Origin of the sequence: Emcibacter nanhaiensis, assembly GCF_006385175.1 — a bacterium.
GTDB lineage: Bacteria > Pseudomonadota > Alphaproteobacteria > Sphingomonadales > Emcibacteraceae > Emcibacter > Emcibacter nanhaiensis.
On the sequence record NZ_VFIY01000004.1, the window covers coordinates 209,843 to 236,576 of the forward strand.

17 protein-coding genes and 1 tRNA gene are annotated in these 26,734 nt (G+C 56.9%); 11 read left to right on the forward strand and 7 right to left on the reverse strand.

The window, feature by feature from the left end:
- The 5 genes from FIV46_RS01440 to FIV46_RS01460 form a co-directional block, all read right to left on the reverse strand.
- On the reverse strand, nucleotides 1-1,062 hold the full coding sequence (locus FIV46_RS01440) for a sugar-transfer associated ATP-grasp domain-containing protein (protein WP_139938020.1): 1,062 nt from the start codon (nucleotides 1,060-1,062) through the stop codon (nucleotides 1-3).
- 6 nt (nucleotides 1,063-1,068) lie between these two features.
- Nucleotides 1,069-2,127: a sugar-transfer associated ATP-grasp domain-containing protein gene (locus FIV46_RS01445; RefSeq protein ID WP_139938021.1), complete on the reverse strand. Its 1,059-nt coding sequence runs from the start codon at nucleotides 2,125-2,127 to the stop codon at nucleotides 1,069-1,071.
- Nucleotides 2,128-2,147: 20 nt separating this feature from the next.
- Nucleotides 2,148-3,344 (reverse strand): hypothetical protein, encoded by a 1,197-nt coding sequence (locus FIV46_RS01450; protein WP_139938022.1) that lies wholly within the window; start codon nucleotides 3,342-3,344, stop codon nucleotides 2,148-2,150.
- Nucleotides 3,345-3,491: 147 nt separating this feature from the next.
- Nucleotides 3,492-4,688, reverse strand: a complete 1,197-nt coding sequence (locus FIV46_RS01455; protein WP_139938023.1) for a hypothetical protein — start codon at nucleotides 4,686-4,688, stop codon at nucleotides 3,492-3,494.
- Nucleotides 4,689-4,830: 142 nt separating this feature from the next.
- A complete protein-coding gene (locus FIV46_RS01460; RefSeq protein ID WP_219845818.1) occupies nucleotides 4,831-6,612 on the reverse strand; it encodes a PHA/PHB synthase family protein in 1,782 nt (593 codons plus the stop codon).
- A gap of 205 nt (nucleotides 6,613-6,817) precedes the next feature.
- Here FIV46_RS01460 and FIV46_RS01465 point away from each other — a divergent pair, with 205 nt between their 5' ends.
- The 7 genes from FIV46_RS01465 to FIV46_RS01495 all read left to right on the forward strand — a co-directional run bounded on the left by FIV46_RS01465 (nucleotide 6,818) and on the right by FIV46_RS01495 (nucleotide 15,015).
- Complete coding sequence (locus tag FIV46_RS01465; RefSeq protein ID WP_139938024.1) at nucleotides 6,818-8,050, forward strand: LL-diaminopimelate aminotransferase; 1,233 nt, start codon at nucleotides 6,818-6,820, stop codon at nucleotides 8,048-8,050.
- Entirely contained in the window at nucleotides 8,047-9,339 is a 1,293-nt protein-coding gene (locus tag FIV46_RS01470) for a homoserine dehydrogenase (RefSeq protein WP_139938025.1), read from the forward strand. The genes FIV46_RS01465 and FIV46_RS01470 overlap by 4 nt, the downstream gene beginning before the upstream one ends.
- Before the next feature lie 88 nt (nucleotides 9,340-9,427).
- Nucleotides 9,428-10,399 carry a class II fructose-bisphosphatase gene (glpX, locus tag FIV46_RS01475; protein ID WP_139938026.1) on the forward strand — a complete coding sequence of 324 codons (972 nt, stop codon included), beginning with the start codon at nucleotides 9,428-9,430 and terminating at the stop codon, nucleotides 10,397-10,399.
- Entirely contained in the window at nucleotides 10,399-12,213 is a 1,815-nt protein-coding gene (gene recJ, locus FIV46_RS01480) for a single-stranded-DNA-specific exonuclease RecJ (protein WP_139938027.1), read from the forward strand. The genes glpX and recJ overlap by 1 nt, the downstream gene beginning before the upstream one ends.
- 104 nt (nucleotides 12,214-12,317) lie before the next feature.
- Nucleotides 12,318-12,393, forward strand: a tRNA-Glu gene (locus FIV46_RS01485).
- Between the two features lie 376 nt (nucleotides 12,394-12,769).
- A complete protein-coding gene (locus FIV46_RS18435) occupies nucleotides 12,770-12,910 on the forward strand; it encodes a hypothetical protein (protein ID WP_139938028.1) in 141 nt (46 codons plus the stop codon).
- 80 nt (nucleotides 12,911-12,990) lie between these two features.
- Nucleotides 12,991-15,015 carry a TonB-dependent receptor gene (locus FIV46_RS01495; protein ID WP_219845819.1) on the forward strand — a complete coding sequence of 675 codons (2,025 nt, stop codon included), beginning with the start codon at nucleotides 12,991-12,993 and terminating at the stop codon, nucleotides 15,013-15,015.
- Between the two features lie 43 nt (nucleotides 15,016-15,058).
- Here the strand turns inward: FIV46_RS01495 and FIV46_RS01500 are convergent, their stop codons facing one another.
- Nucleotides 15,059-16,075: a YeiH family protein gene (locus FIV46_RS01500; protein WP_139938030.1), complete on the reverse strand. Its 1,017-nt coding sequence runs from the start codon at nucleotides 16,073-16,075 to the stop codon at nucleotides 15,059-15,061.
- 97 nt (nucleotides 16,076-16,172) lie between these two features.
- Here FIV46_RS01500 and FIV46_RS01505 point away from each other — a divergent pair, with 97 nt between their 5' ends.
- A complete protein-coding gene (locus FIV46_RS01505) occupies nucleotides 16,173-17,057 on the forward strand; it encodes a LysR substrate-binding domain-containing protein (RefSeq protein ID WP_139938031.1) in 885 nt (294 codons plus the stop codon).
- A 34-nt stretch (nucleotides 17,058-17,091) separates the two neighbouring features.
- Here FIV46_RS01505 and FIV46_RS01510 read toward each other — a convergent pair whose 3' ends face one another.
- Nucleotides 17,092-17,775 (reverse strand): hypothetical protein, encoded by a 684-nt coding sequence (locus tag FIV46_RS01510; protein ID WP_139938032.1) that lies wholly within the window; start codon nucleotides 17,773-17,775, stop codon nucleotides 17,092-17,094.
- Between the two features lie 232 nt (nucleotides 17,776-18,007).
- Here FIV46_RS01510 and FIV46_RS01515 point away from each other — a divergent pair, with 232 nt between their 5' ends.
- The 3 genes from FIV46_RS01515 to pbpC all read left to right on the forward strand — a co-directional run bounded on the left by FIV46_RS01515 (nucleotide 18,008) and on the right by pbpC (nucleotide 26,605).
- The gene (locus tag FIV46_RS01515; RefSeq protein ID WP_139938033.1) at nucleotides 18,008-19,036 is read left to right on the forward strand and encodes a zinc-dependent alcohol dehydrogenase family protein; all 1,029 of its coding nucleotides are present in this window, start codon (nucleotides 18,008-18,010) and stop codon (nucleotides 19,034-19,036) included.
- A gap of 123 nt (nucleotides 19,037-19,159) precedes the next feature.
- A complete protein-coding gene (locus FIV46_RS01520) occupies nucleotides 19,160-24,460 on the forward strand; it encodes an MG2 domain-containing protein (RefSeq protein ID WP_181163006.1) in 5,301 nt (1,766 codons plus the stop codon).
- On the forward strand, nucleotides 24,461-26,605 hold the full coding sequence (gene pbpC, locus FIV46_RS01525; protein WP_139938035.1) for a penicillin-binding protein 1C: 2,145 nt from the start codon (nucleotides 24,461-24,463) through the stop codon (nucleotides 26,603-26,605). It abuts the gene before it with no gap.
- Nucleotides 26,606-26,734: the final 129 nt, after the last annotated feature.

Genomic DNA, 26,734 nt, shown 5'->3' on the forward strand with positions numbered 1-26,734 from the left:
TCAGACTTCAAAAACGTGCCGGAACGGAACTTCGCAGCGGGGCAGGCCGCTCATGCTCGGCTCGATATTCATTTCGATCATGGTCGGCCCCTTGTCGCTGACGGCGATGTCCAGACCCAGAAATCGGGTTTCCGGCATATAAGAAATGGCTTTGATGCCAAGCTCCCGGATTTCCTGCCACATGGGGATCTGGAAGCCAAGGATCTTCTCGCCACTGTCAGGGTGATGCGTGATTTCTGTCATGGCCGGGCTGCTCTGGTGAAGGAATTCCACAATACCGGTCTCGGGATTGATATTGCCGCTGACGCCGCCGGCTTCCGTATTATCCACCAGGGATCCCGCCCGGCCAATGCGAATTCTCGTGCCCAGGATTATGATATCCCCGGCCTTGTTTTCATAGATATACATGCGGATGGTGTTGACGCTGGTCGGATTGAGCTGCGACATGATCGGGTGCTGGGTCAAATATTCCTCCATCACCCAGCCGTCGGGATTTTCCTCTGCCAGCTGGTCATAGACTTCCCGTGCAGGATGGCTTTCATCGCTGGAAAGTTTTCTCAGGGTAATCTGTTCGCCGTCCAGGGAAATTTCACAGGCCTTGAAGCCGCTGCCGCCGTAGCCGACGATCTTTTTGATGCAGATCCTCTCGCCAACCATGGGGAGGAGAAAACGTTCGAAGTCCTCCGGGGTGGAGAGGGGGTGCCCGCCGGCGGTTTGGCCGTGCCTGGCATGGAAGGTGCCGAGATAGGCTGGCGTCGGCAGGTGGAAATGATTGAAATAGGCCTTTTCAAATGACTTATACTGGGAAACGCCGTGGTATTTGCCGCGATTGAGCTGATAAATCAGGTCCCGATATTTGGCGGGTGACGTGAAACCTGTCTTATAGTTCCAGCTCAGGCCCCGCCGCCACATGCGGGCATGATGATAGGTGGCATAGTTAATTCCGGTGGTCAGCCGCAGCCAGGCCATTTCCACTATCTGCCGCGCTACGGAAGCATGTCCTTCGTCAGCCCTGACACTACAGAGATCATATACATATTTGAATTTATTATCATTTTTCATGCTTGATCACGTTTTGAAGATGTGCCGGATTGGCGTCTCCGCAGTTGAAAGCCCATTCATGCTTGGTTCGATGTTCATCTCAATCATCACAGGCCCTTCTTCCGTGATGGCGATATCCAGTCCAAGGAACCTTGTTTTCGGCATATGGCTCAATGCATTTGCTCCCAGTTCCTTGGCTTCTTCCCAGAAGGGTACTTTGTAGCCTACAACCTGTTCCTTGCTGTCTGGGTGATGGGAAAGTGTATTCATAATAGGTGAATAGTGATAGGCCAGTTCGACAATGCCTGTCTCAATATTCACATTGCAGCTGATGCCGCCAAGCTCGTTATTGTCCACCAAGGAACCGGCTGCACCGACCCGAAGCCGGGTGCCCAGAATGTGAATTTCGCCTTTTTCATCCTGAAATACATGCATGCGCAGGGTGTTGACGCTGGATGCATTGAGCCTGGACAACTCCGGATGCTGGACAAGATAATCTTCGATAAGCCAGCCGTCGGGCTCTTTGACAAGTTCATAATATAGGTCGGCTGTTGTGCTTTGTGTTTCCGTGCCTGGTTTTTGCAGTGTTGTCCCGTTGTCGCTCGGCGTAATTTTAAACGCCATGAAACCCCGGCCTCCATGTCCTTCGACTTTCTTGAAGCAGACGGTTTTTCCAGGATTTTCTGAAAAAAGTCTTTCGAGGTCTTCCTGGCTGCAGAGGGAGGTTCCCACGGGTGTCTTTCCGTTTTTCTCGTGGAAAAATCCCAGGTAGTCAGGCGTTTGCAGGCCAAAAAGACTAAAATAGGCTTTTTCCAGAGGTTTGTATTGGGAAACGCCATGGAACTTGCGATCATTCAGGCGCAATATCTCTTTTTTATAAAAGTCCTGGGACATAAAGCCGGTTTTGTATTCCCAGCTTACATCTTTGCGCCACATGCGAGCATAGTGATAGGTGGCATAACTGATCCCAGTTGTCATACGCAGATACATCATTTCCATGATCTGCCTTAGAACTGAGGCGTGGCCTTTGTCGGCCTTGTCCTTGCAGAGGTCGTAGACATATTTCACTTTTGATAAATTAGCCATGTGCTATCCGTTTGATATTATTATTGCAGATTTGATTTCAGAGGACGGTGCCCGGTTCTGTAGCGCTCCCACGCGCCTTTCTTATTGAACATCCTGTGCAATTTCCAGCCCCAGCCGCCGGTAATAGCTTTTACAAGATTGGTGAGGGCGTTTTTCACAATATAGTTCCGGCGGAGCTTTTTAAGCGCTTTCTCGAGGTCGACTGCATTGTGCCGGTGGGCAAAATAGATCAGGTCCTCGGTAAAGGGCAGGGTGCCTTCGGATGTTGGTTTCAGGTAATTTATATCGGCATGAGTTTTGAACGCCGGGAGGTTGGCGGAGTGTTTGCCCAGCACATCAAGCGCCACGGAGGTGCGGACACATTTCGGACAGTTGCCGCAATTGCTCCCGGAGGAGCGCCAGCACACCTGTAACTGATCCAGAAGTTCCTGGGACTGTGCCACATATTCCGTTTTCTGGCTTCTGGTTGCTTCAAGGCCGTCATGGATGATTTGTGTGCTTTCCGTACTCCACAATATATCCAGCAACGGATGAGAACCCCACGGAAACATCGCATTATAGGGGAAGGTCGACGGAATATATAACCGTTCGGCGCCGAGCGTGACGGCCGTGCAACACAGTATGGCGCCGTGAACCGGAATGAACGGAATCCACCGGTTCTCAAGAAACGCCCTGCCGTTATTGTCGACAGGCACCAGTTTCTTGCCTTCCTTGTCTGCAAACTCCTGCCGATTCCGGATATTCTGCTGCCAGCCATCCTCGTCTCTAAAGTTGTCAAATCCCTTGATCAGTATCAGGTGCGTGATCTGGTCCCGGTATTTGGCGTAGGTATAGGTGCTGTCGATGCCGCCTGAATAACAGCAATAGACATCATCGGAAGTGTTGCTTGTTTTTTCCGTGCTTGCCACCAGTTGGACCTTGCTGAGGTCGCTGTTCCAGCTGCAGTAGATATTCTGGATTTCTTCAAAATGAGCGAGGATTTTTTCGGAGACGGGATACTCCGGATCCACCACGATCGGGCACCCCTGCAACATGGCCTCAAAGATGCAAAAGGGAATGAAAATTTCCGGTCGGGCCTTGATGTCAATGTCCAATGGAAAACGGAACCAGACATGCTCACCGTCCAAAGTCGCGGACAGTTCCTGATAGTCCGGGTGTTTTGACAGGGTAACATCAGAAATTCTGATTTCTTTTTTCTGCGGAGCGGCGCCCGACATGTTCCCGATTCCTCAATCTGCTTCTGGCTATGCCTTTATATTCTGCTTTTATTTCGAAGATATTAGACACAATAGGTTTATTATTTCTCAACAAACAGGTAAAAGTCCGTGAGGTGCGCGGGATCTTTTTCCCGGCAATCCGCTTTATCAGTCGTCGAGAATGGATTTTCTGGCGACAAGACCTGTCCGGTAAGCTTCCCATGGTCTGGGGAAGAATTTCTGTTTTAGATTGCGGACGCGGTTGCCCAATATCGTTTTGGCGATCATGGTCATGTTTGACGTGATGATATAATTGCGCTTCATCTTCAGCAGTTGCTTTTTGATGTCATGACGTCCGTGCTTGTGCATAAAGACTGCGAAATCGTCCATATAGCTCAGCGTCCCGTTGTCGTAAGGCTGTAACTGCTTCAGTTCGCCATGGCTCTGGTAGTCCGGCAGGCTTGCGGAGTTTTTACCCAGGACATCCAGAATAATAGATGTTCGCACACACTTGGAACAATTGCCGCAGTTGTCACATTGCGAATAGCAACAGACCTGCAACTGGTCGAGCAGGTCCTGGAATTGCGCCACAAATTCGGTTTTCCTGGTACGGCTGGCCTCGCAGCCGTCATGGATGATTTTCGTATTCTCCGTACTCCAGTTCACTTCCAGCAAGGGATGGGAACCGCAGGGGAAAAGGTCAGCATAGGTGTTGGAGGAAGGCACAATAAACGTCTCTGCGTTCAGGGTGACGCCCAGGCAGGCAAGGATGCTGCCAAGGACCGGAACCCAGTGCAGTTTTCTTTTGCCCAGGAATTCGATGGCGTTGTGGGTGACGTCGACAAGCTTTTTATGTTCCTGATCAGCAAACGCCTTTCGGTCCGCCACGCATTTTTTCCAGCCTGACTTGTCTTTCAGTTGATCAAATCCTTCAAGCACCAGAAGATGGGTAATCTTGTCCCGATGTTTGGCATAGCTGTAGGAGCTGTCGATCCCTCCGGAAAAACAGCAATAGACATCTGCGCTTTTTTCATCCTGGATCCCGGCTGTCGCGACAAGCTGCGTGCGATTGAGGTCGCTGTTCCAGCAGGTGTAAATATCCTGAATTTCTTCGAAACCCGTCAGCAATTCGGCTGATACGGGAAAATCCGGATGTATGACAATGGGAACCTTGCGCAGCATGGCGTCAAACAGGCAGAACGGAATGAACGCTTCGGGACGGGCCCTGACTGGGACATCCGCCGGGAAACGAAACCAGACTTTTTCGTCGTCAATGAGCGCAGAAAGCTCCTGGTATGCCGGGCCTTTGTCAATCCGGATATCAGATATTGTAATATTATTGCCGATACGCGAATGCATATTCATCTTGTTTCCCCCACCCTTTTAGCCCCTCCCGCGGGCAACTATATTTTAGTTTTAACAAATATAGCGGGAAGTAGAACAACCGCAAAGCAAATACGGCCTGGTTCTAACTTTGAAGTGATGAAAAATATGAATCCGGGGGCGGCTAGTAGCGAATTTTTACGTAGCTGCCCGGTGCATCCTCGATGATTTCAAGTTTGCCGTCGCCCGGAACCCTGGCGTCCACTTTTTTACCGGATCTTTTCTTCAGCCAGTTATGCCAGTCGTCCCACCAGGAACCAGGATGGTCCTCGGCCTGCGCAAGCCAGTCGTCAGGATTTTCCGGAGTATCCGTGTTCACCCAGTGATTGTATTTTTTGGCGGCCGGCGGGTTTACCACCCCGGCGATATGCCCCGACCCGGCCAGCATGAACCGGCGTTCCCCGCTGAACTGCTGGGTGGCCTTGTACACTGATTTCCAAGGACAGATATGGTCAGTCTGCGCAGCCTGGATATAGGTCGGAATCGTGATATTGGCGAGATCAATCGGCGTATCATGCAGGACGAATGCGCCCGGTTTGACCAGGTTGTTTTCCTTGTACATCTCCCTGAGGTACTGGGAATGACAGGCCCGTGTCAGCCGGGTTGAATCGCTGTTCCAGTAGAGCAGGTCAAAGGGGAAGGGATCCCGGCCCAGGAGGTAATTATTGATGACAAAGGACCAGATCAGGTCGTTGGAGCGCAGCATGTTGAAGGTCTGGGCCATGGTGCTGCCGTCGAGATAGCCTTTTTCCTCCATCAGGTTTTCCATCACCGCCAGCTGCCGGTCGTCGACAAACAGTTTCAGTTCGCCGGACTCACTGAAATCCACCTGGGTGACCAGGAAGGTGGCGCTTTTCACCCGGTCGATGGACTCTTTGGCGCCGAGGAAGGCCAGGGTGCAGGCCAGAAGGGTGCCGCCGATGCAATAGCCGATGGCGTTGACCGATTTTTCGCCGGTGGCGTCTTCAATGGCGCCGAGGGCGGACAGGGGGCCAAGGGTCATATAATCGGCAAAATCAAGATCAGCCATGCTTTCGTCCGGATTTTTCCACGAGATGACAAAAACCGTATAGCCTTTCTCCACCAGCCAGCGAATGAGGGAGTTTTCCGGCCGCAGGTCGAGGATGTAGAATTTGTTGATCCAGGGCGGCGTAATCAGGACCGGTGTTTTATAGACCGTCTCTGTCAGCGGCTCATACTGGATCAGCTGGATCAATTCATTCTGGTACACCACTTTGCCGGGGGTGGTGGCAACATTCTTGCCCAGCTCGAACGCCGTTTCGTCGGTCATGCGGATCCTGAATTCGCCGGTTTCCGGATTGATGTCCTTGGCAATATTTTCCAGGCCGTTCAGCAGGTTCTTGCCGTTCTTTTCGATGGTCTCCCGGATCACTTCCGGATTGGTCATGGCAAAATTGGTCGGTGACATGGCGTCAATGAACTGGCGGGCATAAAATTTAAGCTTCTGGCCCTCATGGCTCTCCGCCTGTGGGTTTTCCTCCACCAGGTTTTCGATCCATTTCGAGGACAGCAGGTAGGATTGCTTGATATAGTCGAAGATCTGGTTTTCTTCCCACTCCTTGTCCTTGAATCGTCGATCCTCTTTGGCCGGGCTGACGATAGGCTCCACATCCTGGTCCCCGACCATTTTCTTGGCGGTGGACTGCCAGAGTTTCATGTAATCTTTCCACAGATTGACCTGCTTTTCGACAATCTGCTCCGGATGCTCGGCAAAATATTTGGTCATTTCCATCATGGCGCCGGACAGGTTCAGGGGGTCAGGATCGGAAGGGGCGGACTGTTCCTTTTGCCGTTCCAGGAAATCTGAAGCCAGCTTCTGAAACTTCTCGGTATAGGCCTTCATGTTTTCCGCAAATTGTTCCATGTCAGGCGTCTCTTTATCCATCCAGTTCCTCCTCGAATCCGACCATTGGCAATTGATGAGTCCCTCATGCATAATATTTTATGGGGCTTGTCATTCTTATGACAGTATTTTTTCCTATTTTTTTCACATTTTTGGTGAATGAATGTTTTAGATATGCCAAATACCTGCTAAAGAGATGGCCTGCCGGAGCAGCCGGCATTTTATTGACAATTTAAGCGAGTTTCCAATGGAGTCAGAATTCTACCGGATCAAGAGATTACCGCCTTACGTTTTTGCTGAAGTCAATGCGATGAAAGCAAAAGCGCGAGCGGCCGGAGAAGACATCATTGACCTGGGCATGGGGAACCCCGACCTGGTGCCGCCGCAGCATGTCATGGACAAGCTGGTGGCCACCCTGCCGGACCCCAAGGCTCATCGCTATTCCGCCTCAAAGGGCATTCCCGGGCTGCGCAAGGCGCTGAGCGCCTACTACAAGCGCCGCTTTGACGTGGAGATTAATCCCGAGACCGAGACCATTGTCACCCTGGGGTCCAAGGAAGGTCTGGCCAACCTGGCCCAGGCCATTACCGCACCGGGGGACGTGATCCTGGTGCCGAACCCCACGTATCCGATCCATCACTTCGGTTTTATCATCGCCGGGGCGACCATCCGTCATTTGCCGCCGGGGACCCAGGATAATTTCATGGAAAGCCTGGAGCAGGCGGTACGCCACAGCGTGCCCAAACCGCTGGCGCTAGTGCTCAACTATCCGTCCAACCCGACGGCTGAAGTGGTTGACCTGGAGTTTTATGAAAAAGTCGTGGCCTTTGCCCGCAAGCACGGCATCTGGGTCCTGTCCGACCTGGCCTATTCGGAGATTTATTTCGATGATGTGCCGCCGCCGTCCATCCTGCAGGTGGACGGGGCCAAGGATATCGCGGTGGAGTTTACCTCACTCAGCAAGACCTATTCCATGGCCGGCTGGCGGATCGGTTTTGCCTCCGGCAACGAAAAACTGATCAGCGCGTTGACCCGGGTGAAATCCTATCTGGACTACGGCGCCTTTACGCCGATCCAGGTTGCCGCGACCGCAGCCCTCAACGGTCCGCAGGATTATATTGATGAAGTGCGGGCCATCTATAAATCCCGCCGGGATGTTCTGGTCAAGGGACTGGAAGCGGCCGGCTGGCCGATCCCGTCGCCGCGGGCAACCATGTTTGCCTGGGCTCCGATTCCCGAGGAATGGAAGGAAGTGGGCTGTATGGAATTTGCCAAGCAGCTGCTGACCCATGCCCAGGTGGCGGTCTCGCCGGGCATTGGCTTCGGGGAATATGGCGAAGGCTATGTGCGGATTGCCATTGTGGAAAACGAGCAGCGTATCCGCCAGGCCACACGCAACATCAAACGCTTTATGTCCAAGAGTCAAGAATATCTGGAGGAATCCAGGCAGCACCTGAAAGACAGGGAAGAAAACAAGTGACTAATTCTTTGAAAGTAGCAATCGCCGGTCTGGGAACGGTCGGCGTTGGTGTCGTCAAAATCCTGGAATCGCACAAGGACCTGATTGCGGCCCGTTGCGGTCGTCCGATTGAAATCGTTGCCGTGTCCGCCAGCAATCGCGCGCGGGACCGCGGTGTGGATATTTCCGGTTATCAGTGGTTTGACAACGCCCTGGATTTTGCCGAGCAGGATAACATTGACCTGGTGGTGGAATTGATCGGCGGTTCTGACGGCATCGCCAAGGAACTGGCGCAGCAATCTCTTGAGGCCGGTAAATCCTTTGTCACCGCCAACAAGGCGTTGATTGCCCATCACGGGGCAAGTCTGGCGACGACGGCTCAGGAGGCCGGCGTCGCCCTGCGCTATGAAGCGGCGGTGGCCGGGGGCATCCCGATTATCAAGGCTGTGGGCGAGGGCCTGGCGGCCAACAAGATGAATCTGATCTACGGGATTTTGAACGGGACCTGCAACTATATCCTGACCCAGATGGAATCCACCGGGCAGGGATTTGGGGACGTGCTGGCCGAAGCCCAGCGCCTGGGTTACGCCGAGGCTGACCCAACCTTTGATGTGGACGGTATCGATACCGCCCACAAACTGGCAATCCTGTCCAGCGTGGCGTTTGGCACGGAAACCGATTTCAACAGCATCTATGTTGAAGGTATCCGCCGGATCGAAGCCGTGGATATCGAATATGCCCGGGAAATCGGCTACCGCATCAAACTGCTCGGCCTGGCGAGATTGGGCAGCAACGGTCTGGAACAGCGTGTCCATCCGGCGATGGTCAAACTTGAAGAGCCGATTGCGCAGGTTGAAGATGCCTTCAATGCGGTGGTGGCCGAGGGTGACTTTATCGACCGCACCTTCTATCAGGGCCGGGGTGCCGGGGAGGGACCGACTGCGTCTGCGGTGGTGGCGGATATCATTGATATCGCCCGGGGCCATATGGACGCGCCTTTCTTTGTGCCGGCGTCCGAGCTGGTCAAGGCGGAACCAGTGCCGATGGATGATCACGAAGGGGCCTTTTATATCCGCCTGCATGTCCAGGAACGTCCCGGCGTGATCGCCGACATTACCTCTGTGCTCAAGGACAGGAATGTATCCCTGGACGTGATGCTGCAGAAAGGGCACGAGCTCGATGGTTCGGTCTATGTGATCCTGGTCACCCATGTGACGCGGGAAAATATCATTATGGGCGCTTTGCAGGAGATCGCTGGTCTCTCTTCCGTCCAGGACGAGCCGCTGACCATCAGAATTGAAAATTTGTGAGATGATTTGAAATACCGCCTGTAAAGGAATAGTCTCACAACAGGCAATGAAACATTTGGGAATTTTATAATAGAGGAATTGAGAACCTATGTCGTTTGATTCAAATATGGACCGTCTGTTTGTCCTCGAACTTGTCCGGGTAACCGAGGCCGCCGCCGTGGCTGCCGCCAAGCTGGTGGGTAAAGGTGACGAGAAGGCAGCCGATGCCGCCGCCGTGGACGCCATGCGCGATGCCCTGAACCAGATGGATATCCAGGGTCGGGTTGTGATTGGCGAAGGCGAGCGCGATGAGGCCCCGATGCTGTATATCGGTGAGGAAGTCGGCACCGGCAACGGTCCGAAAGTGGACATTGCGCTTGATCCGCTGGAAGGCACCACTATTGCGGCCAAGGCCGACCAGAACGCCCTGGCGGTGATTGCCCTGTCCGAAGAAGGCCATATGCTGAATGCCCCCGACGTTTATATGGACAAGATCGCTGTTGGCCCGGGCCTGCCGGAAGGGATTGTCGACCTCGACAAAACCCCGGCCGAAAACATCAAGGCTGTGGCTGATGCCAAGGGCCAGAGCGTCAGCGACATGCTGGTGTGTATCCTGGATCGTCCGCGCCATGCCGACCTGATCAAGGCGGTGCGCGAGTCCGGCGCCCGTATCAAGCTGATCGGTGACGGTGATGTGGCCGGCGTGATCGCGACCACTAATCCCGACACCAGTGTTGATATCTATATGGGCTCCGGCGGGGCGCCGGAAGGCGTGCTGGCGGCGGCTGCGCTGCGCTGCATCGGTGGCCAGATGCAGGGCCGCCTGTTGTTCCGGAATGATGACGAACGCGGCCGCGCCCACAAATGGGGCATCACCGACCTGGATCGCAAATATAACACCATGGACCTGGCCAGCGGTGAAGTGATTTTCGCCGCCACCGGTGTCACCGACGGCACCATGCTGCGCGGTGTGCACGGTTCTGCGGACGGCAGGAAATACACTACAGATTCTGTCGTGATGCGGTCCAAGACCAAAACCGTGCGCTGGATCAAAGGTGAACATCACCGCAAGAAAAGCTGATGACAGAGGTTTTTTCTGACACGGAACAGAGTGAATTTCTGCTCGGTGTGGAAAAATCCGTCACGGGGCGGGCCTGGAAAGTCAGGCCCGCTGAAATGCGTGAGGTCCAGGCCATTGCGCAGCAGAATAATGTCTCTGAAATCGTCGCCCGCGTTGTCGCGGGCCGGGGGGTCTCTATCGAAGAGGCTCCGTCCTTTTTAAATCCCACTTTGCGCGAAAGCCTGCCGGATCCCTCAATGTTCAGGGACATGGACCTGGCCTGCAGTCGTCTGGCCGACGCCATTATCAAGGGCGAGCAGGTTGCCGTGTTTGGCGACTATGATGTGGACGGCGCCACGTCTTCGGCGCTGTTCAGGCGCTTCTTTGCCGCCCTTGACCGGAAGCTGCTGGTCTATATTCCCGACCGTATGAAAGAGGGCTATGGCCCCAATGCCGAAGCCTTCCTCAAGCTGAAGGAGCAGGGGGCTGAGCTTGTCGTGACCGTGGACTGCGGCATTGTCTCCTTTGCCCCGCTGGAGGCGGCGGCCGAAGCCGGGCTCGAGGTCATTGTGGTCGATCATCATCAGGCTGAACCGGCCCTGCCGAAAGCGGTCGCCGTGGTCAACCCCAACCGGCTCGATGAGATCGACGGCTATGGTCAGCTCGCCGCCATCGGCGTGTCTTTCCTGGTCATAGTCGGCCTGAGCCGGGAGCTAAGGAACCGCGGCTGGTATGAGGCCCAGGGCATCAAGGTGCCGGACCTGATGCAGTGGCTCGACCTGGTGGCGCTCGGCACCATCTGCGATGTGGTGCCGCTCAAGGGTGTGAATAGAGCGCTGACCTCTCAGGGTCTCAAGGTCATGGCCCGGCGCGGCAATGCCGGCATCAACGCCCTGATGGACGTGTGCGGCACGACCGAACCGCCCGGCACCTATCATGCCGGTTTCCTGATCGGTCCCCGGGTCAATGCCGGCGGCCGGGTCGGGCGCTGCGAGACCGGCTATGAAATCCTCAGCACTGACGACCAGCTGCATGCCGGCAACCTGGCCCGGGAACTGCATCAGTATAACGCCGAGCGCCAGGCCATCGAGGCCATGGTGCTGGAACAGGCCAAGGATCAGGTAGCGGCGAAGATTGGCCCCGGGGGCGAGGTGCCGCCGGTCATCATCGCCCATGGCGACGGCTGGCACCCGGGCGTGATCGGCATTGTCGCCGGCCGGCTCAAGGAATTTTACCAGCGCCCCACCTTTGTGATTGGCATTGACGAAAACGGCATCGGCAAGGGCTCCGGCCGCTCGATCCCCGGCGTCGATCTCGGTGCCGCGGTCACTGCCGCCCGCCAGGAAGACCTGCTGATCAACGGCGGCGGCCACGCCATGGCGGCGGGCCTGACCGTGTCCGGTGAATTGCTGGAGGAACTGGAGGCTTTTCTTGCCGAGCGGCTCGGTCGCCAGGTGGGCGAAGCGCTCGAGGGTCTGAGCCTCAAGCTGGACGGTGCGCTGGCGGCATCGGCGGTGCGGCCCGAGCTGGTCAATGAACTGAACCGGGTCGGCCCCTACGGCCAAGGCAACGCCCAGCCGCGATTTGCCCTATCGCACATGAAAGTGACCTATGCCGATGTGGTCGGGCAGGACCATGTCAAATGCGCGCTCCAGGGCCGGGACGGCGCCACCATCAAGGGCATGGCGTTCAGGTCAGCGGAACAGCCGCTGGGGCAGCTGATTCTGGGCTCGCGCGGACAGATGATTCATGTGGCCGGAACGCTGAAAAACAACAGCTGGAACGGCCGCACAACCGCGGAAATCTTCATCGATGACGCGGCCCCGGTCTCTTGAAAATCAGGCCTCGCATAACTATTTGCCAAAAAAGTTATTTTTTTCGGAAATAGCTATTGACCGGAGGTGGGATAACGTTTAGAAACCACCTCACCAAGCAAGACGGCCCCTTCGTCTAGCGGTCTAGGACGCCGCCCTTTCACGGCGGAAACACGGGTTCGAGTCCCGTAGGGGTCACCATCCTTAGGTTTCAATAACTTAGCAAACAGGGTGGTTTAATGTTTCCCGATTTCCACAAAATATTTCCCGTTTTTCAGGATTTTTCGAGCTGCTGAACTGCCGCTACGGAGAGTTTTTCGATCCCTAATTCCTTGAGGAAAGGGCGAAGAGCCCAGCGATCCGAATAACCAGATGCCGATATGGTAGATGTGATAGATGTCGCCTCTCAAACTGTTTCCAAAACTATCAAGGGGGCAATTTCCAGCGGGGTCACGATCAGCCCGGATGACAAGCGGGTCGATATTTCCAACAGACGGCGTGTGCCATAGTTTTCGCTATCGATACAAAGAGTAATGAAATTATTTCCACAATTCCGGTTGGCAAGCGTCCCTGGAATATGGCAATTTCCCCCTCAGGAGAAAAGCTTTGTGTGGCCAACGGCCGTTCTGGCAGCATATCTGTTGTCAATACTCAAATTTTTAAAGTCATAAAAGAAAATAAGGTAGGAATTCGCCCATGGGGTGTCGTGATACAATGAAAAAAAATTCTATAAAACAAGATATTAAAACGCAAAACTGGTTATCATTCTTTAAATTCATTCTTTTTGCCGGGGGCGCTTTGGGAGCAACCTGCGCTTATGCGGAAGAGGCGGAAATTGAAGAGGTTGTTTCCACCCAAAGCCGGACGGAAAAACCCCTGTCCGCCCAAAGCGGGAACCTGTCGCTGGTGAAGGGGGAGGAAATCGAGTTTCTGGGAACAACTCATATCAATGAGTTGGCGGTGCGCGTCCCCGGGGTAAATATCAGCCGCAATGACGGCCAGGAATATCTGGCTTCCATCCGCTCTCCCGTTCTTTCCGGGGCAGGGGCCTGCGGCGCCTTTCTCATGGCCCAGGACGGGATCGCCCTGCGTTCGGCCGGCTTCTGCAACGTCAATGAACTGTTTGAAGCCTTTACCGAACAGGCCGAACGCATCGAAGTAGTGAAGGGGCCGGGATCCGCCCTCTATGGCTCCAATGCCCTGCACGGGATCATCAATGTCATCACCCCGCCGGCCGATACCGACAAGGGCCGGATAAGCCTGGAAGGCGGCCGCTATGAGTTCGGCCGGATTAATATTTCGAAGGGGGTTTTGAGGGAAAATCATGGCGTCAGGGCCATGGCCTCTGTTACCCACGACGGCGGTTACCGCGATGAATCCGGCTATGACCAGCAGAAGGTCAACCTGCGCCACGATTATACTGGCGAGGACTGGACCATTTCCTCCAACCTGTTGCTGACCAACCTGGACCAGGAAACGGCAGGCTATATTACCGGCCTGGATGCCTACAAGGACCGGGATATTGCCAAAACCAACCCGAACCCGGAAGCATTCCGCAAGGCGAAATCCCTGCGCTACTGGTCGCGCTTCTCAACCAAGATCAGTGACAACATAGGCTGGCAGTTTACGCCTTACGCCCGGGTTCTGGACATGGAATTCCTGATGCATTTCCTGCCGGGCGAGCCCCTGGAGGAAAACAGCCAGACCAGTTTTGGCCTGCAGAACGGATTCTATTTCAATGAAGGCAGTGATCTGGAGCTGATCGCGGGGGCGGATTTCGAATATACCCGGGGTTCTCTGGAACAGACCCAGGAAAATCCCACGGAAGGCTCCGCCTTCCTGCAGGCCACGATCCCCGCCGGCAAACAATATGACTATGATGTGGACAGCATCATGGCCGCCGCCTTCCTGCAGGGGGACTGGGCCATAACCCCGAAACTGCATCTTACCGCCGGCGCCCGCCTCGAATATATCCATTATGACTATACCAATAATATGGTGTCCGGGCGGGTTGATGAGGATGGAAATGAGTGCGGGTTCGGCGGCTGCCGCTATACCCGGCCGGAAAGCCGGACAGATGACTATACCGTCTTCTCCCCCAAGGTCGGGCTGATGTATGACTTGTCCGATACTCAGAGTGTTTATGTGAACCTGAGCCATGGCTTCCGGGCTCCCCAGGCGACCGAGCTTTATCGCCTGCAAAGGGCCCAGACTGTTGCGGACCTGGGCAAGGAAAGCCTGAAAAGCATTGAACTTGGCATCAAGGGTAATGAGGATCGCCTGTCCTATACGCTTGCGCTCTATGCCATGAAAAAGGACAATTATATCTTCCGGGACTCCGACTTTTTCAATGTGGACAGCGGCAAGTCAGATCATATCGGCGCCGACATTCTGGTCTCCTATGATCTTACCGACCGCCTGAAGGTCCGCGGCAATGTCAGCTTCGCCCGGCATCGCTATACCTTTGATCTGTACAGCGGGGATGTGAATCTCAACGGCAAGGATATTGATACCGCGCCCCGCCATTTCGGCAGCATGCAGTTGAACTGGCGCGTCACCGACAAACTCACGGCGGAACTGGAATGGGTTCATATGGGCTCCTACTGGCTGGACCCGGAAAATCTGCACAAATATGACGGCCACAATTATCTGAACCTGAGGGCGGAGGTGCAGATTAAGGAGAGCTTCGGCATGTTTATGCGGATCATGAACCTGACCGATGAGAAATATGCCGAGCGGGCCGATTACACCAGCTTTACCGAGGAGCGATATTTCCCCGGCAAACCCCGATCCCTTTATGCCGGGATCAAGGCAAACTTTTAATAGAGTGTGATGGGGGGCCTCCAGATCGCCCGGGTGCGCGTGATCAGGACAGGATCCGGATCGCCAGCAGGCTCATCCCGGCCAGTGTCAGGATGGAAAAGGTCCCGGTGGCCAGCACCCGGCCGCCGCTGCTCATCACGGTGCGGATGTCTACGGACAGGCCGAGCGCCGCCATGGCGACCAGGGTCAAAGTCGAGGAGGCCGTTCCAAACTGTGTCTTTAACGGCACGGGGATGAGGGCGGCGCTGTTGAGGCCCATCAGCAGCAGGAAACAAATAATGAACCAGGGCACAAGGCGGACAAATCGCCGTGGCTGGTAACACGTTTCAGCTTTGCTCCTGCCATAGAACACCCCAAGAAACAGGGTGACCGGCCCGAGCATGAGCACCCGCATGAGTTTCACCAAGGCCCCGATATGGAGGCTGGTAGTGCCGATCGGTGCTGTCGCCGCCATGATCTGGGGGACTGAATAGACCGTCATGCCGGCAAGAATGCCGAATTCCCGTTGTTCGAGCCCGCACATGCCTGCGGCGAAGGGAAGAAGCATGACAACAATGATCCCTAGGGCGGCGGTGAAGGCGATGGAGGCGGCGACATCGTCAGAGCGGGCGTCGATGACCGGGGCGGCCGCAACAATGGCGGAATTGCCGCATATGGAGTTGCCGCAGGCGACCAGCGTTGCCAGCTGTTTGGGCAGGCCGAACAGGCGGCCGATGGCATAACTGCTGGTCAGGGCGAGAAATACCAGCCCCACGATTACGGCAAACAGACCTGGCCCGAGTTCTTTTACCGCATCGAAACTGACCGAGGCGCCCAGGAAAGCGATGGCCAGCTCGAGGACAAATTTGGTCGCAAAGCGGATTCCCGGGTGCAGAAAGGCAGACAGGCCGAACAGGCTGCGAAAAGCTGTCCCGAGCAAAATTGACAGCACCAGACCGTCAAACAGGGGAGGAGAGGAGAAAGCCAACTGGGCCTTTTCCAGCCCCAGGGCAAGGCCGCCGACGGTGGCGGACAATATCAGGCCCGGGAGTATAGCGGCCGGTTTTTCGATAAAAGTCATGGGAACATCCTTTCGGATATTCTTATCACCGATGGAAATATAAAATAAAATCATATAATATATGATGTATTATTAAATAAAATCGAATGAATAACGGATGACTTTTGAACAGCTGACTATTTTTGTCGCCGTCGCCGAGCGGCAGCATCTGACCCGGGCGGCAGAGGACATCGGTCTTACGCCCTCGGCGGTCAGCGCCTCGATCAAGGCGCTGGAGACATTTTACAATGTGCGATTGTTCGATCGTGTCGGCCGGGGAATTGAACTCAGCCCGGCCGGCCGGCTCTTTCTGGACGAAGCAAAAGCAACCCTGGCCCGGGCCAATGCGGCGGAGCAGGTGCTGAGTGAACTGGGTGGCCTGCGTCGCGGCAGACTGACTCTCTTTGCCAGCCAGACCATCAGCAGCTACTGGCTTCCGCCCCGGCTCATGCAGTTCCATCAGCGCTATCCGCAAATCGAGCTGCAGGTTACCTCTGCCAACACGGCCGAGGTGAGCCAGGCGGTGCTGGAGGGGGCGGCGGATCTCGGATTTATCGAAGGAGAGATCGACCAGCCGGCCCTTGCCACCCTTCCGCTGGCGCTTGACCAGATGGTGATCGTAGTCTCGGCGTCTCACCCGCTCGGAACAATCACCCCGCGCAATTTTGCAGGATTTCTGATGTCTTCTTCCTGGATCATGCGGGAAAAGGGATCCGGGACACGATCCCAGTTCGAGGTAGCGCTGAAAAATTTTTCGCTCAATCCTGATGATCTTGAGATTGCGTTCACCCTGCCGTCAAACGAGGCGATCCTGTCGGCATTGCGAGACAGCCAGTGCGCAGCTGCGCTCTCCCGGCTGGTGGCGGACCCCTATATCCGCAGTGGAGAATTGCGGGCGATTGAAATAGAACTTCCGCCGCGGACGTTCATGGCTGTTCGGCATAAGGAACGCACTGAAAGTCCCGCGGCGAGGGAGTTGCTGGGGGTGTGCAGGGAGGTGTGAAGCAAGGTTAAAGGCTTGCCTCTTCCTCCCGGTATCAAAAGGTATAGGTCATGCCCAGGGAAACCACCGGATAGTAGCGGAAGAAGTCGATTTCATCGGCCACATTGTCCTGTTCGCGTTGGATATTTTCCAGGAAAACGGGGTTGTCGGACAGCGAGCCACCGGTGGAGCTGAGGGACACCCGCGGCGCACCGGTGAAGATCACGCCGATATCGGCAGTGAAATTCCAGCCGCTTTCCTTGCGCACGTTATGGCCGAAACCGATACCCACATAGGGGGAGATATCCCGGAAGTCGATGTTGCCGGCCAGCGTGCCTACTTCGGCCTGGGTATAAACATCGTTACCAATGTTGTAGGTGGCGGCCTCGACAGCCTGGCCGTTGAGGCTGTTCTTGTCCCACACCCCGCCGGCCGTGATCCGGAACCCATTGCCGAACGGGTGAAGGTCCACCAGCAGGTTGACGCTTTTGAGTTCGAGGTCCAGGTCGTAGTCGATGTCGCTCTCCTCCATGGTCCTGCTGAGCTGGAAATAGTTGAAACCGATCCGCAACGCCAGGTTATCCGACAAGCCGGTGGCCAGTTCGGCGCCGATGCCCTGGGTGCTGGCTTTGAAGGCGGCAGAGCTTTCCGCATTGGCCTGGGCGTGTATCAGGCCGCCGGCCAGCAGTGCGGTTAAAGCGAGGCCGTATTTTACGCCGCATTTTGCAATATGTTTCATACTCTCTACTCCAGATAATTTTGCTAACCCTTTGGACCTCGCCTGCGGGGCTGGCCCCGTCGGTGCAATCCTGATCCGTCAGGGGAGGAGCCTAGAAGGATGACCTTGCCATTTGGTTACCTGATAGAGTCAATTTTAGGCATTTTGTGAGTCTGCATGGTACAAGTCAGGCCTTCTGCATTTTTTGCGATTTATCAATTCATCGGCTGGCAAATTAGGTTAAAATAGCATTATGCGCGCCATGATCCTGAACTCAGTCGTCGACTTGTCCGAAAACCGCACCCCGCTTGAGCTGGTGGAGCTGCCCGATCCTGTGCCCGCTTTGGGCGAAGTTCTGATCCGGGTGTCGGTCTGCGGCGTTTGCCATACGGAACTTGACGAAATCGAGGGCCGCACACCGCCGCCGTGCTTCCCCATGATCCCGGGCCACCAGGTGGTGGGCACAGTGCAGCAGCTGGGGGAAGGCGTCTCTTCGGTCAGTGTCGGAGACCGGGTCGGTGTCGCCTGGATATATTCCGCCTGCGGTACCTGTCGCTTTTGCCAGCGGGGCGAGGAAAACCTGTGTCCCGACTTCCGGGCCACGGGACGGGACGCCAACGGCGGTTACGCGGAGCTGATGACGGTACCGGCTGCCTTTGTCTATCCCATTCCCGATGTGTTCAGTGACGCCGAGGCGGCGCCATTGCTGTGCGCTGGCGCCATCGGCTACCGTTCCCTGCGCCTGACCGGCCTGCTCAACGGCCAGAATCTGGGCCTGACCGGTTTCGGCGCCTCGGCCCATCTGGTGCTGCAGCTGGTCCGGCATCATTATCCCGACAGCAAGATCTTTGTCTTTGCCCGCCAGGAAAAGGAGCGGGAGTTTGCCCTCACGCTCGGCGCCCACTGGGCCGGGGACACCATGGAGGTGGCGCCGGAGTCGCTTCATGCGATCATCGACACCACCCCGGCCTGGCTGCCGATCATCGGCGCGATGCAGAACCTGGAGCCGGGCGGGCGGCTGGTGATCAATGCCATCCGCAAGGAAGCCGGCGACAAGGAAGCCCTGCTCAGGATGGACTATCCGGAACATCTGTGGATGGAAAAGGAAATCAAGTCGGTCGCTAACATCGCCCGCTCGGATGTCGGTGATTTCCTGCGGCTGGCCGCCGAGGTGCCGCTCAAACCCGAAGTGCAGCTCTATCCGCTCGAAGAGGCCAACACCGCTCTTGTGGAAATGAAAGAGCGGCATATCAAGGGCGCCAAGGTGCTGACCTTGCGTTAGGAAGGCTGCCGTTCGGCACGCTTCGGCCACAAAATAACCCGGCAATGGTCAAAATACAGTCTTAAAGCCGCCTGAGTTTCACGTATACTGGTTGCAAACAATCAATCAGAAATGGGGGCTTTCATGGCTGTTGTCCGGTTATTCGCTTTACTCCTTATCCTGTTTCCCGTCGCGGCTTTCGCCCAGTCCCTAGGCGGGGAGAGGCCCTATATCGATGAAAATTACCAGGTGCCGGATCATTCGGCGCAGATGGAGGTGATTCTTGACCGGGCCCAGCAGATCCTCGCCATCCGTGACGCCATGAAGGCGCATAAGAAGCTCACCGAGGAGCGGGCCCGGCAAAGCCTGGCGGAGGCGGTCAAGGACATGTATGTGCCTACCAGCCTGCAGGATATTAACAGCCAGTATGGCGAAGAAATCTCGCTGGCGGTAAATTCAAAGAATGTCTACATCTGGGAGCGCCTGGCGCGAAAATACCGCGGCCAGGGCCGCCTGGACGAGGCTTTGGGGGCCGCCTTCGGCCAGTACCAGCGGGCGCTGTCTGACAATCACAAATCCGACGCGCTGCAGAATATGGCGGAAATTTACCTGGCCCGGGACGAAAATCAGGATGCCCTCAATCTTTATCACCTGGCGGTGAAGGCGTCGAAAGGCACCAGATACACATCCAATTATCAGCGCCTCAGGGAACGGTTTTTCCTGCTGATCCGCGATGTCAATGTAGATGCGGAACAGGACGTGCCGCGGGCCTGTATCAATTTTTCCCAGGATTTGCAAAAAGAACTTCATCCCGAAGATTACGTCAGCCTGGAGGGGGAGACGGACCTGGATATCAGCGTCAGCAAGAACCAGATCTGCCTGCGCGGCCTGTCCCACGGTCAGTCTTACACGCTGCTGGTGAAAAGCGGAGTCCCGGCGGCCAATGGCCTGAAGCTGGAAGAGGAAAGCAAACGCAGCATCCGGGTGCCGGACCGGGCCCAACGGGTGACCTTTGAAACCGCAAGTTATGTGCTGGGCAACAGTCATAATAACCTGGTGCCGGTGACTACCGTCAATATGGACAGCCTGTCTCTGGAACTCTACATGATCCACGACCGCAACCTGGTGAACGGGTTGGAGCGCGGCTTCACCCAGGATCTGAATTACTACCTGACCAATGAGATCAGGGACGATACCGGCCGCAAAGTGTGGCAGGGGACAGTGGACATCGACAATGTCAAAAACCGGGAAGTCAAAACCCTGATCCCGCTCAACGACATCCTCGAGCGGGAGGCCAAGGGCGTCTATATCCTCACCGCCAAACGAAAGAGCACAGGCTACCGCAGCCAGCCGGAGGCGACCCAGTGGTTGCTGGTCTCCGACCTGGGCCTGACCGGTTTCAAGGGCGCGGACGGCCTGCATGTTTTTATCCGCTCGCTGGAGACGGCAAAGCCCCAGTCCAAAGTGACAGTGAACCTGCTGGCGCGCAACAACCGGATCCTGGCCACGGCCAAAACCAACAGCAAGGGCTATGCCCGTTTTCCGCGGGAAGCGGCACTGGGGCAGGGCGGCGACCGGCCGGTGATGATCACCGCCGGGCGCGGGGATGAGGATTTCAACTTCCTGCGCCTCACCTCCGCCCTCGACCTCAGCGAGCGCGGCGTCGAAGGACGGGACATGCCCGACCATTATGACGCCTATCTTTATACTGACCGCGGGGTGTACCGGCCCGGGGAGAGCGTGAAACTGTCGGCCCTGCTCAGGGACCTGGATGCCAAGGCGGTGGGCAACAGCCCGCTGACGTTCGAGGTCTGGACCCCGGATGATACCCAGCTTCTGGCCACGACCCTGACCGGGGACGAGCTTGGCGGGTATGCGCTGGATATTCCCCTGTCCGCCATCGCCCGCACCGGGGAATACCGGGTTACGGTCTATCTGACCGACCAGCTGGACAGTCTTGGCGAAGCAACCTTCCAGGTTGAGGATTTCGTGCCGCAGCGGATCCGGGCGAGGATGACCTCCGATGATGATATGCTGGAAGTCGGCAAAGCAGTGTCCCTTGACCTGCAGGCGGATTTCCTGTACGGCGCCCCGGCAGCGGACCTGATGACCACAACGGAACCGATGATTGTTCCGAACAACAGGCCGTTTGAGAAGTTCGCGGCCTATAAATTCGGCCGCCATGATGATGGCTTTCACCGGAAGGAACTTCCGCCCGTCGAAGGAAACACCGATGAGGACGGTAAAGTAAAAGTCTCGCTGACGCTGGACAAGCTGCCGGAAACCAGCCTGCCGCTGCAGGTGGTTTTCGGGGCGGAGGTACAGGACGTGGGCGGCCGGGCGGTCACCGCGGGATATGTCCTGCCGGTCCAGGGCCGCGAGGTGCAAGTGGGGCTTAAGTCCCTGATCACGGGAACCCTGTCCACCGGGGACAAGGCGGCTTATGAAATTGTCGCGGTGTCCCGGGACGGAGAGCCGGTGGCCGGCCGCAAGGTCAACTATCGGATTATCCGGGAAGACTATTATTATAGCTGGTATATGTCGTCCGGCTACTGGCGCAGTCGCCGCAGCATCACCGAGGAGATCGTTGCCAGCGGTGACCTGCTGACCGGTGAAGACGGACGGATCAAGCTGGAACAGGAGCTTCAGGACGGGCGCTACCGGATCGAGGTGGCCGATACGGACGGCAGTTCCGAAGCCAGTCTGCCGTTCTATGTGGGCTGGTGGCGCGGCTCCGGCCAGCCGGACGAGCCGGACCAGATGGAAATCGCCCTGAAAGAGGACGATGTGGCCGATGGCGACAAGCTCACTGCCTTCATCCGGGCGCCGTTCGCCGGACGAGCCATGATCAATGTGGTCAGCCACAAGCTGCTCAAAACTATGGAAGTGGAGCTACCCGAGGAAGGGCGTGAGGTCAGCCTCAAGGTGGACAAGGCCTGGGGACCGGGCGCTTATCTGATGGTCACCGCCTACCGCCCGGATGGCGGCGAGGTGACCCTGCTGCCGTTCCGGACCATGGGTCTGAAATGGTTTTCCATCAACCGGGAAAAACGCCAGGCCAACGTGGAGCTGGAGGTCCCGGAATATGCCCAGCCGCGCCAAAAGATCACCCTGCCGGTCAAATTGTCCGGTGCCGATGTCAGCGGCAAGAAAGTGTTGCTGACCATTGCCGCCGTCGATGAAGGGATTCTGCAGTTGACCAAATTCAACAGCCCGCAGCCGGAGAATTACTTCCTCGGCAAGCGCAGCCTCGGCCTCAGCATTCATGACCTTTACGGCCGCCTGATCAAGGCCGTGGACGGAGTCGAGGGCAAGCTGCGCACTGGCGGTGGTGTAGAGTTGGCCCCAGAACCATTCTTAGAACAGGTCGTCGTTACCGCCAGAAAACGCTCCGACAATGAGGCCGGCGTGCAGACCAAGACCAGCCGTACGGTGGCGCTCTACACCCGGGAAGTAAGTCTGAATAAGGAGGGAGAAGGCGAAGTGACCCTCGACCTGCCGGATTTTGCCGGCCGGTTGCGGCTGATGGCTGTGGCCTACGGCGAAGAAGTAATCGGTTCCGGCGAGGAGCAGCTGGTGGTCCGCGATCCGGTGGTGGCCTCCATGATCCTGCCGCGCTTCCTCGCCCCCGGCGACATGACGGAAACCAGCCTCAGCGTCCATAACCTGTCCGGGTCGGACAAGACCCTCAAGGTGAGCATGTCCGTTGACGGCGTGGTGACGGCACAGGGCTTTACCGGCGGAGAGATGAAGCTCGCCGACCGGGAACGCCATGAGGAAACCGTTCTCCTCACGGCACCCGATGCCGGGATCAGCACCATCACGCTGACAGTGGAAGGGGACGGCTTCAGGCCGATCAAGCGGAGCTGGCAGATCGAAAGTCGCGCATCACAGCCCTATACCAGCGAGCGCACGATCGGCCTGATCGGGCCCGGCCAGACCTATACCGTCAGGGACGACATCCTGTCACCTTATTACGATGCGACCGCGTCGCTGATGCTGACGGTCACCGACCGGCCGGACTTTGACGTGCCGGCGCTGCTGGACAGCCTCTATATGTATCCCTATGGCTGTGGCGAACAGACCACTTCCAAGGCGCTGCCTCTGCTCTATTATGGCAACCTGGCAGAGACCTGGCACAAGGCCTATAATCCGCAGAAATTGCGCCGCAATCTGGATGTCTCGATCCAGCGCCTGATCGATATGCAGACCGAAGACGGCGCCTTCGGGGTCTGGAACGCCTGGGGTGATCCGCATCCCTGGCTCACCGCCTATATCTTTGAATATCTGTCCCGGGCCAGGGAGCAGGGCCTGCATGTGCCCGACGCCGCCTATGAGCATGCCATGGAATGGCTGAAGGATTTCGCTGGCGACCGGGTCGATGATGATGAAACCCATATGAAGGCTTATGCCCTCTATGTGCTGGCCCGCATCGGCAAGGTCACGGCCAGTGAAGTCCGCTATGCAGCCGATCATTATGCGGACAAGATGCCGACCCGGCTCGGCCTTGGCCATCTGGCCGCTGCCCTGGCTATCGTTGGCGAGCGGGACAAGGCGGAAAAGCTCTTTATCGAGGCGATCGGGCGACGGCGGGACCGGGAAAAATACTACAAGGACTATGGCTCCGACATTCGCGACAATGCCGCCCTGCTGGTGCTGATGCTGGAGAATATGCCGGGCCAGGAGCTTAAACTGAAGCTGGTGGATATGCTGGAAAACCAGTTCAGCAATCGCCGCTATTTCAGCACCCAGGAAAAAGCCTGGCTGGTGGTCGCCACTTATCACCTGACCCGGGGTAAACTGGGCGAAGGCTTTACCGTTACCCTCAACAGCCAGTCGTTTGATGAGCGCTCCGAACCGCTGCGCCTGCAACTGCTGCCGAAGCACCTCGAGCGGGGTGTCACCCTCAAGAATGAGGAAGAGACGCCGCTGCGCCTGATCCAGTCGACCCGGGGCGTGCACAGGACGCCGCTGCCGGCGGAGGCGAACGGCATGGAGATCCGGCGGCAGTTCTTCACTTCCGACGGCCGCCCGGCGGACCTGGAAAATGTCCGGCAGAATGATCTGCTGACGGTGGTAATCGACGTCCGTCTCGACGGCAGCCGGACCTATGAAGGCCTGATTGTGGACTTGCTGCCCGCCGGGTTTGAGATCGAGACCCAGGCATTGGGTGGCGCGGAAGGCGTCGAGCTCAAAGACGTGGTCGAAGGCGGCCGCTATTCCGATAACTTCGAGTTCGAAGACGACCGGGACGACCGTTATGTTGCCGCCTTCGACGGTGGTGGCTATTTCAGGCGGGACCGCTTCGTGGCCAGCTATGTGGTGCGGGCCGTGACCCCCGGCAGCTACACCGTGCCGGCTCCCTATGTGGAGGATATGTATAAACCGCAGTTCTTCGCCCGGGGCGAGATGGGCAAGCTGGTGATCCGCCGGAGAGGGGAATAGATGAACCCGCGACTGCGGCATATCACCCTCTATGGGATCGGGATCAGCCTCGGGCTGGTCCTGAGCCTGTTTATCCTGGACCGGCTCTATGATCCGGACCTAAGCCGTTACATCAACTTATCAACAGAAATTATTGATAAAAAAGGGGAAACGATCAGGATATTTTTGTCCGAGGACGGCTATGTCCGCCTTCCGGTCAAGGCCCGCGACGTCGACCCCACTTATCTCCGCATGCTTATCGCCTATGAGGACAAAAGGTTTTATGAGCATTCCGGTGTGGATTTCCTGGCCTTCGGCAGGGCTTTGTGGCAGGCGGCATCCAACGGCCGCATTGTCTCCGGCGGATCGACCCTGACCATGCAGGTGGCGCGGCTGCTGGAGCCGCGGCCACGCACGCTAGCGGCCAAACTGAAGGAGATGTTCCGCGCCTGGCAGCTGGAACGCCGCTTCAGTAAAGAGGAAATCCTGTCCATCTACCTGACCGTCGCCCCTTACGGCGGTAACAGGGAAGGGGTAAGGGCCGCGAGTCTGGCCTATTTTGACCGGCCGCCAACCAGGCTGACCCTGTCCGAAGCGGCCCTGCTGGTGGCCTTGCCCCAGTCCCCGGCGGCGGTGCGGCCGGACCGCCACCCGGACCGCGCCCGCCAGGCCCGCAACAAAGTTCTGGATCGGGTGCGCGAGACCGGGGAGTTTGATCCGGACCTGATCCGGATTGCCCTGGCCGACAAGATGCTGGTGGAGAATGCGCCTTTGCCGTTCATGGCGCCGCACCTGACCCGGCGGTTGAAAAATGAAAGTGCTGACGCTCAGGTGCAAAGCTTCCTTGACCGGGGCCTGCAGAAACATCTGGAGCAAAGCCTGCGCGCTTATAAAAGGACTTTAAATGACGGCATGACGGCGGCGGTGCTGATCGTCGACAATCGAAGCCGGCAAGTCCTGGCCTATGCCGGGTCCGCAGACCTGACCGATGACAAAAGCGATGGCTATGTGGATATGGTGCAGGCCATTCGCTCGCCGGGCTCCACCCTGAAGCCATTCATCTATGGCATGGCCTTCGACCGGGGCATTGCTCATCCGGAGACCCTGATCCATGATGCGCCGACGGTTTTCGGCAACAGCTACGCCCCGTCCAATTTCATGGATCGCCATTACGGGGATGTGACCATCAGGGAGTCCCTGCAGCGGTCGCTCAATGTGCCGGCGGTGCTGGCGCTGGACCGGGTCGGGCCGGTTTCTTTTATCGAGCGCTTGCGCCGCCATGACATCACCATGAAGCTTCCCGGAGTGGAAGAAAGACCGGGCCTGGCCGTGGCCCTGGGCGGGGTCGGCACAAGTCTCGAAGACCTGGTCAGGCTTTATGCCGCCATTGCCGATGACGGCCTGGTTCGCCCGTTGGGGTATGAGGCGGGTAGGGCGGAAGCGCCGGTGCTGGCGGACCCGATCCTGGGGCAGCGGAGCCGGGAACGGCTGGCGCAGATCCTGCGCCACGTCTCGCCGCCGGCGCATCTGTTGCCGGAGAGCTTTTTGGCCAAGCGCCGCAACATCGCCTTCAAGACCGGAACGTCCTATGGCTTCCGCGATGCCTGGGCGATCGGCTATACCCGCGATCATACCATAGGCGTCTGGATCGGCCGGCCGGACGGCCAGCCCAATCCCGGCTTTTACGGCTCCAATGCGGCGGCGCCGCTGTTGTTTGAATTGTTTGACTTTTTTGATGACAACCAGCCGGCCCACGGTGATCCGGTGGCGGAAATCCATACCGCCAACAAAGACCTGCCGCCGGGCCTGCAGCGACTGACCCTGGCCGGACAGAGGATGAAATGGTCCAGGGAAACACCGCCCATCAGTTTCACCTATCCTTACCACGAAGCTGTTTTGCTTCTGCCGCCGGGGGGGCAGGGCCTCGAACTGGAGGTCAAGGGCGGCACCTATCCGCTGACCTGGGTGATCAACGGAGAGATTGTTGCCCGCGGCCGGGACAGCCGGCGCCTGCTGTGGCAACCTGCCGGAGCAGGCTTTCACCATGCCCATGTCATTGATGCGGAGGGGCGGCGGGCCAATGTTGATTTTCGCACGGTTGCGACTGTCTCGGCTGCTTTGACCGGGCAGAGGGTCCACAGCGAAATTCCTGGAAGGAATTGGTAACGTATTGTATATGCATATAAAATAGAGATAATATATGAAGAAACCGATCTGGAAAATATTTATTATTAATATTGCTTCTGATAATCATTATTAATATAGTTCCGCAGAATCGACTCCAGAGGAAGGAAC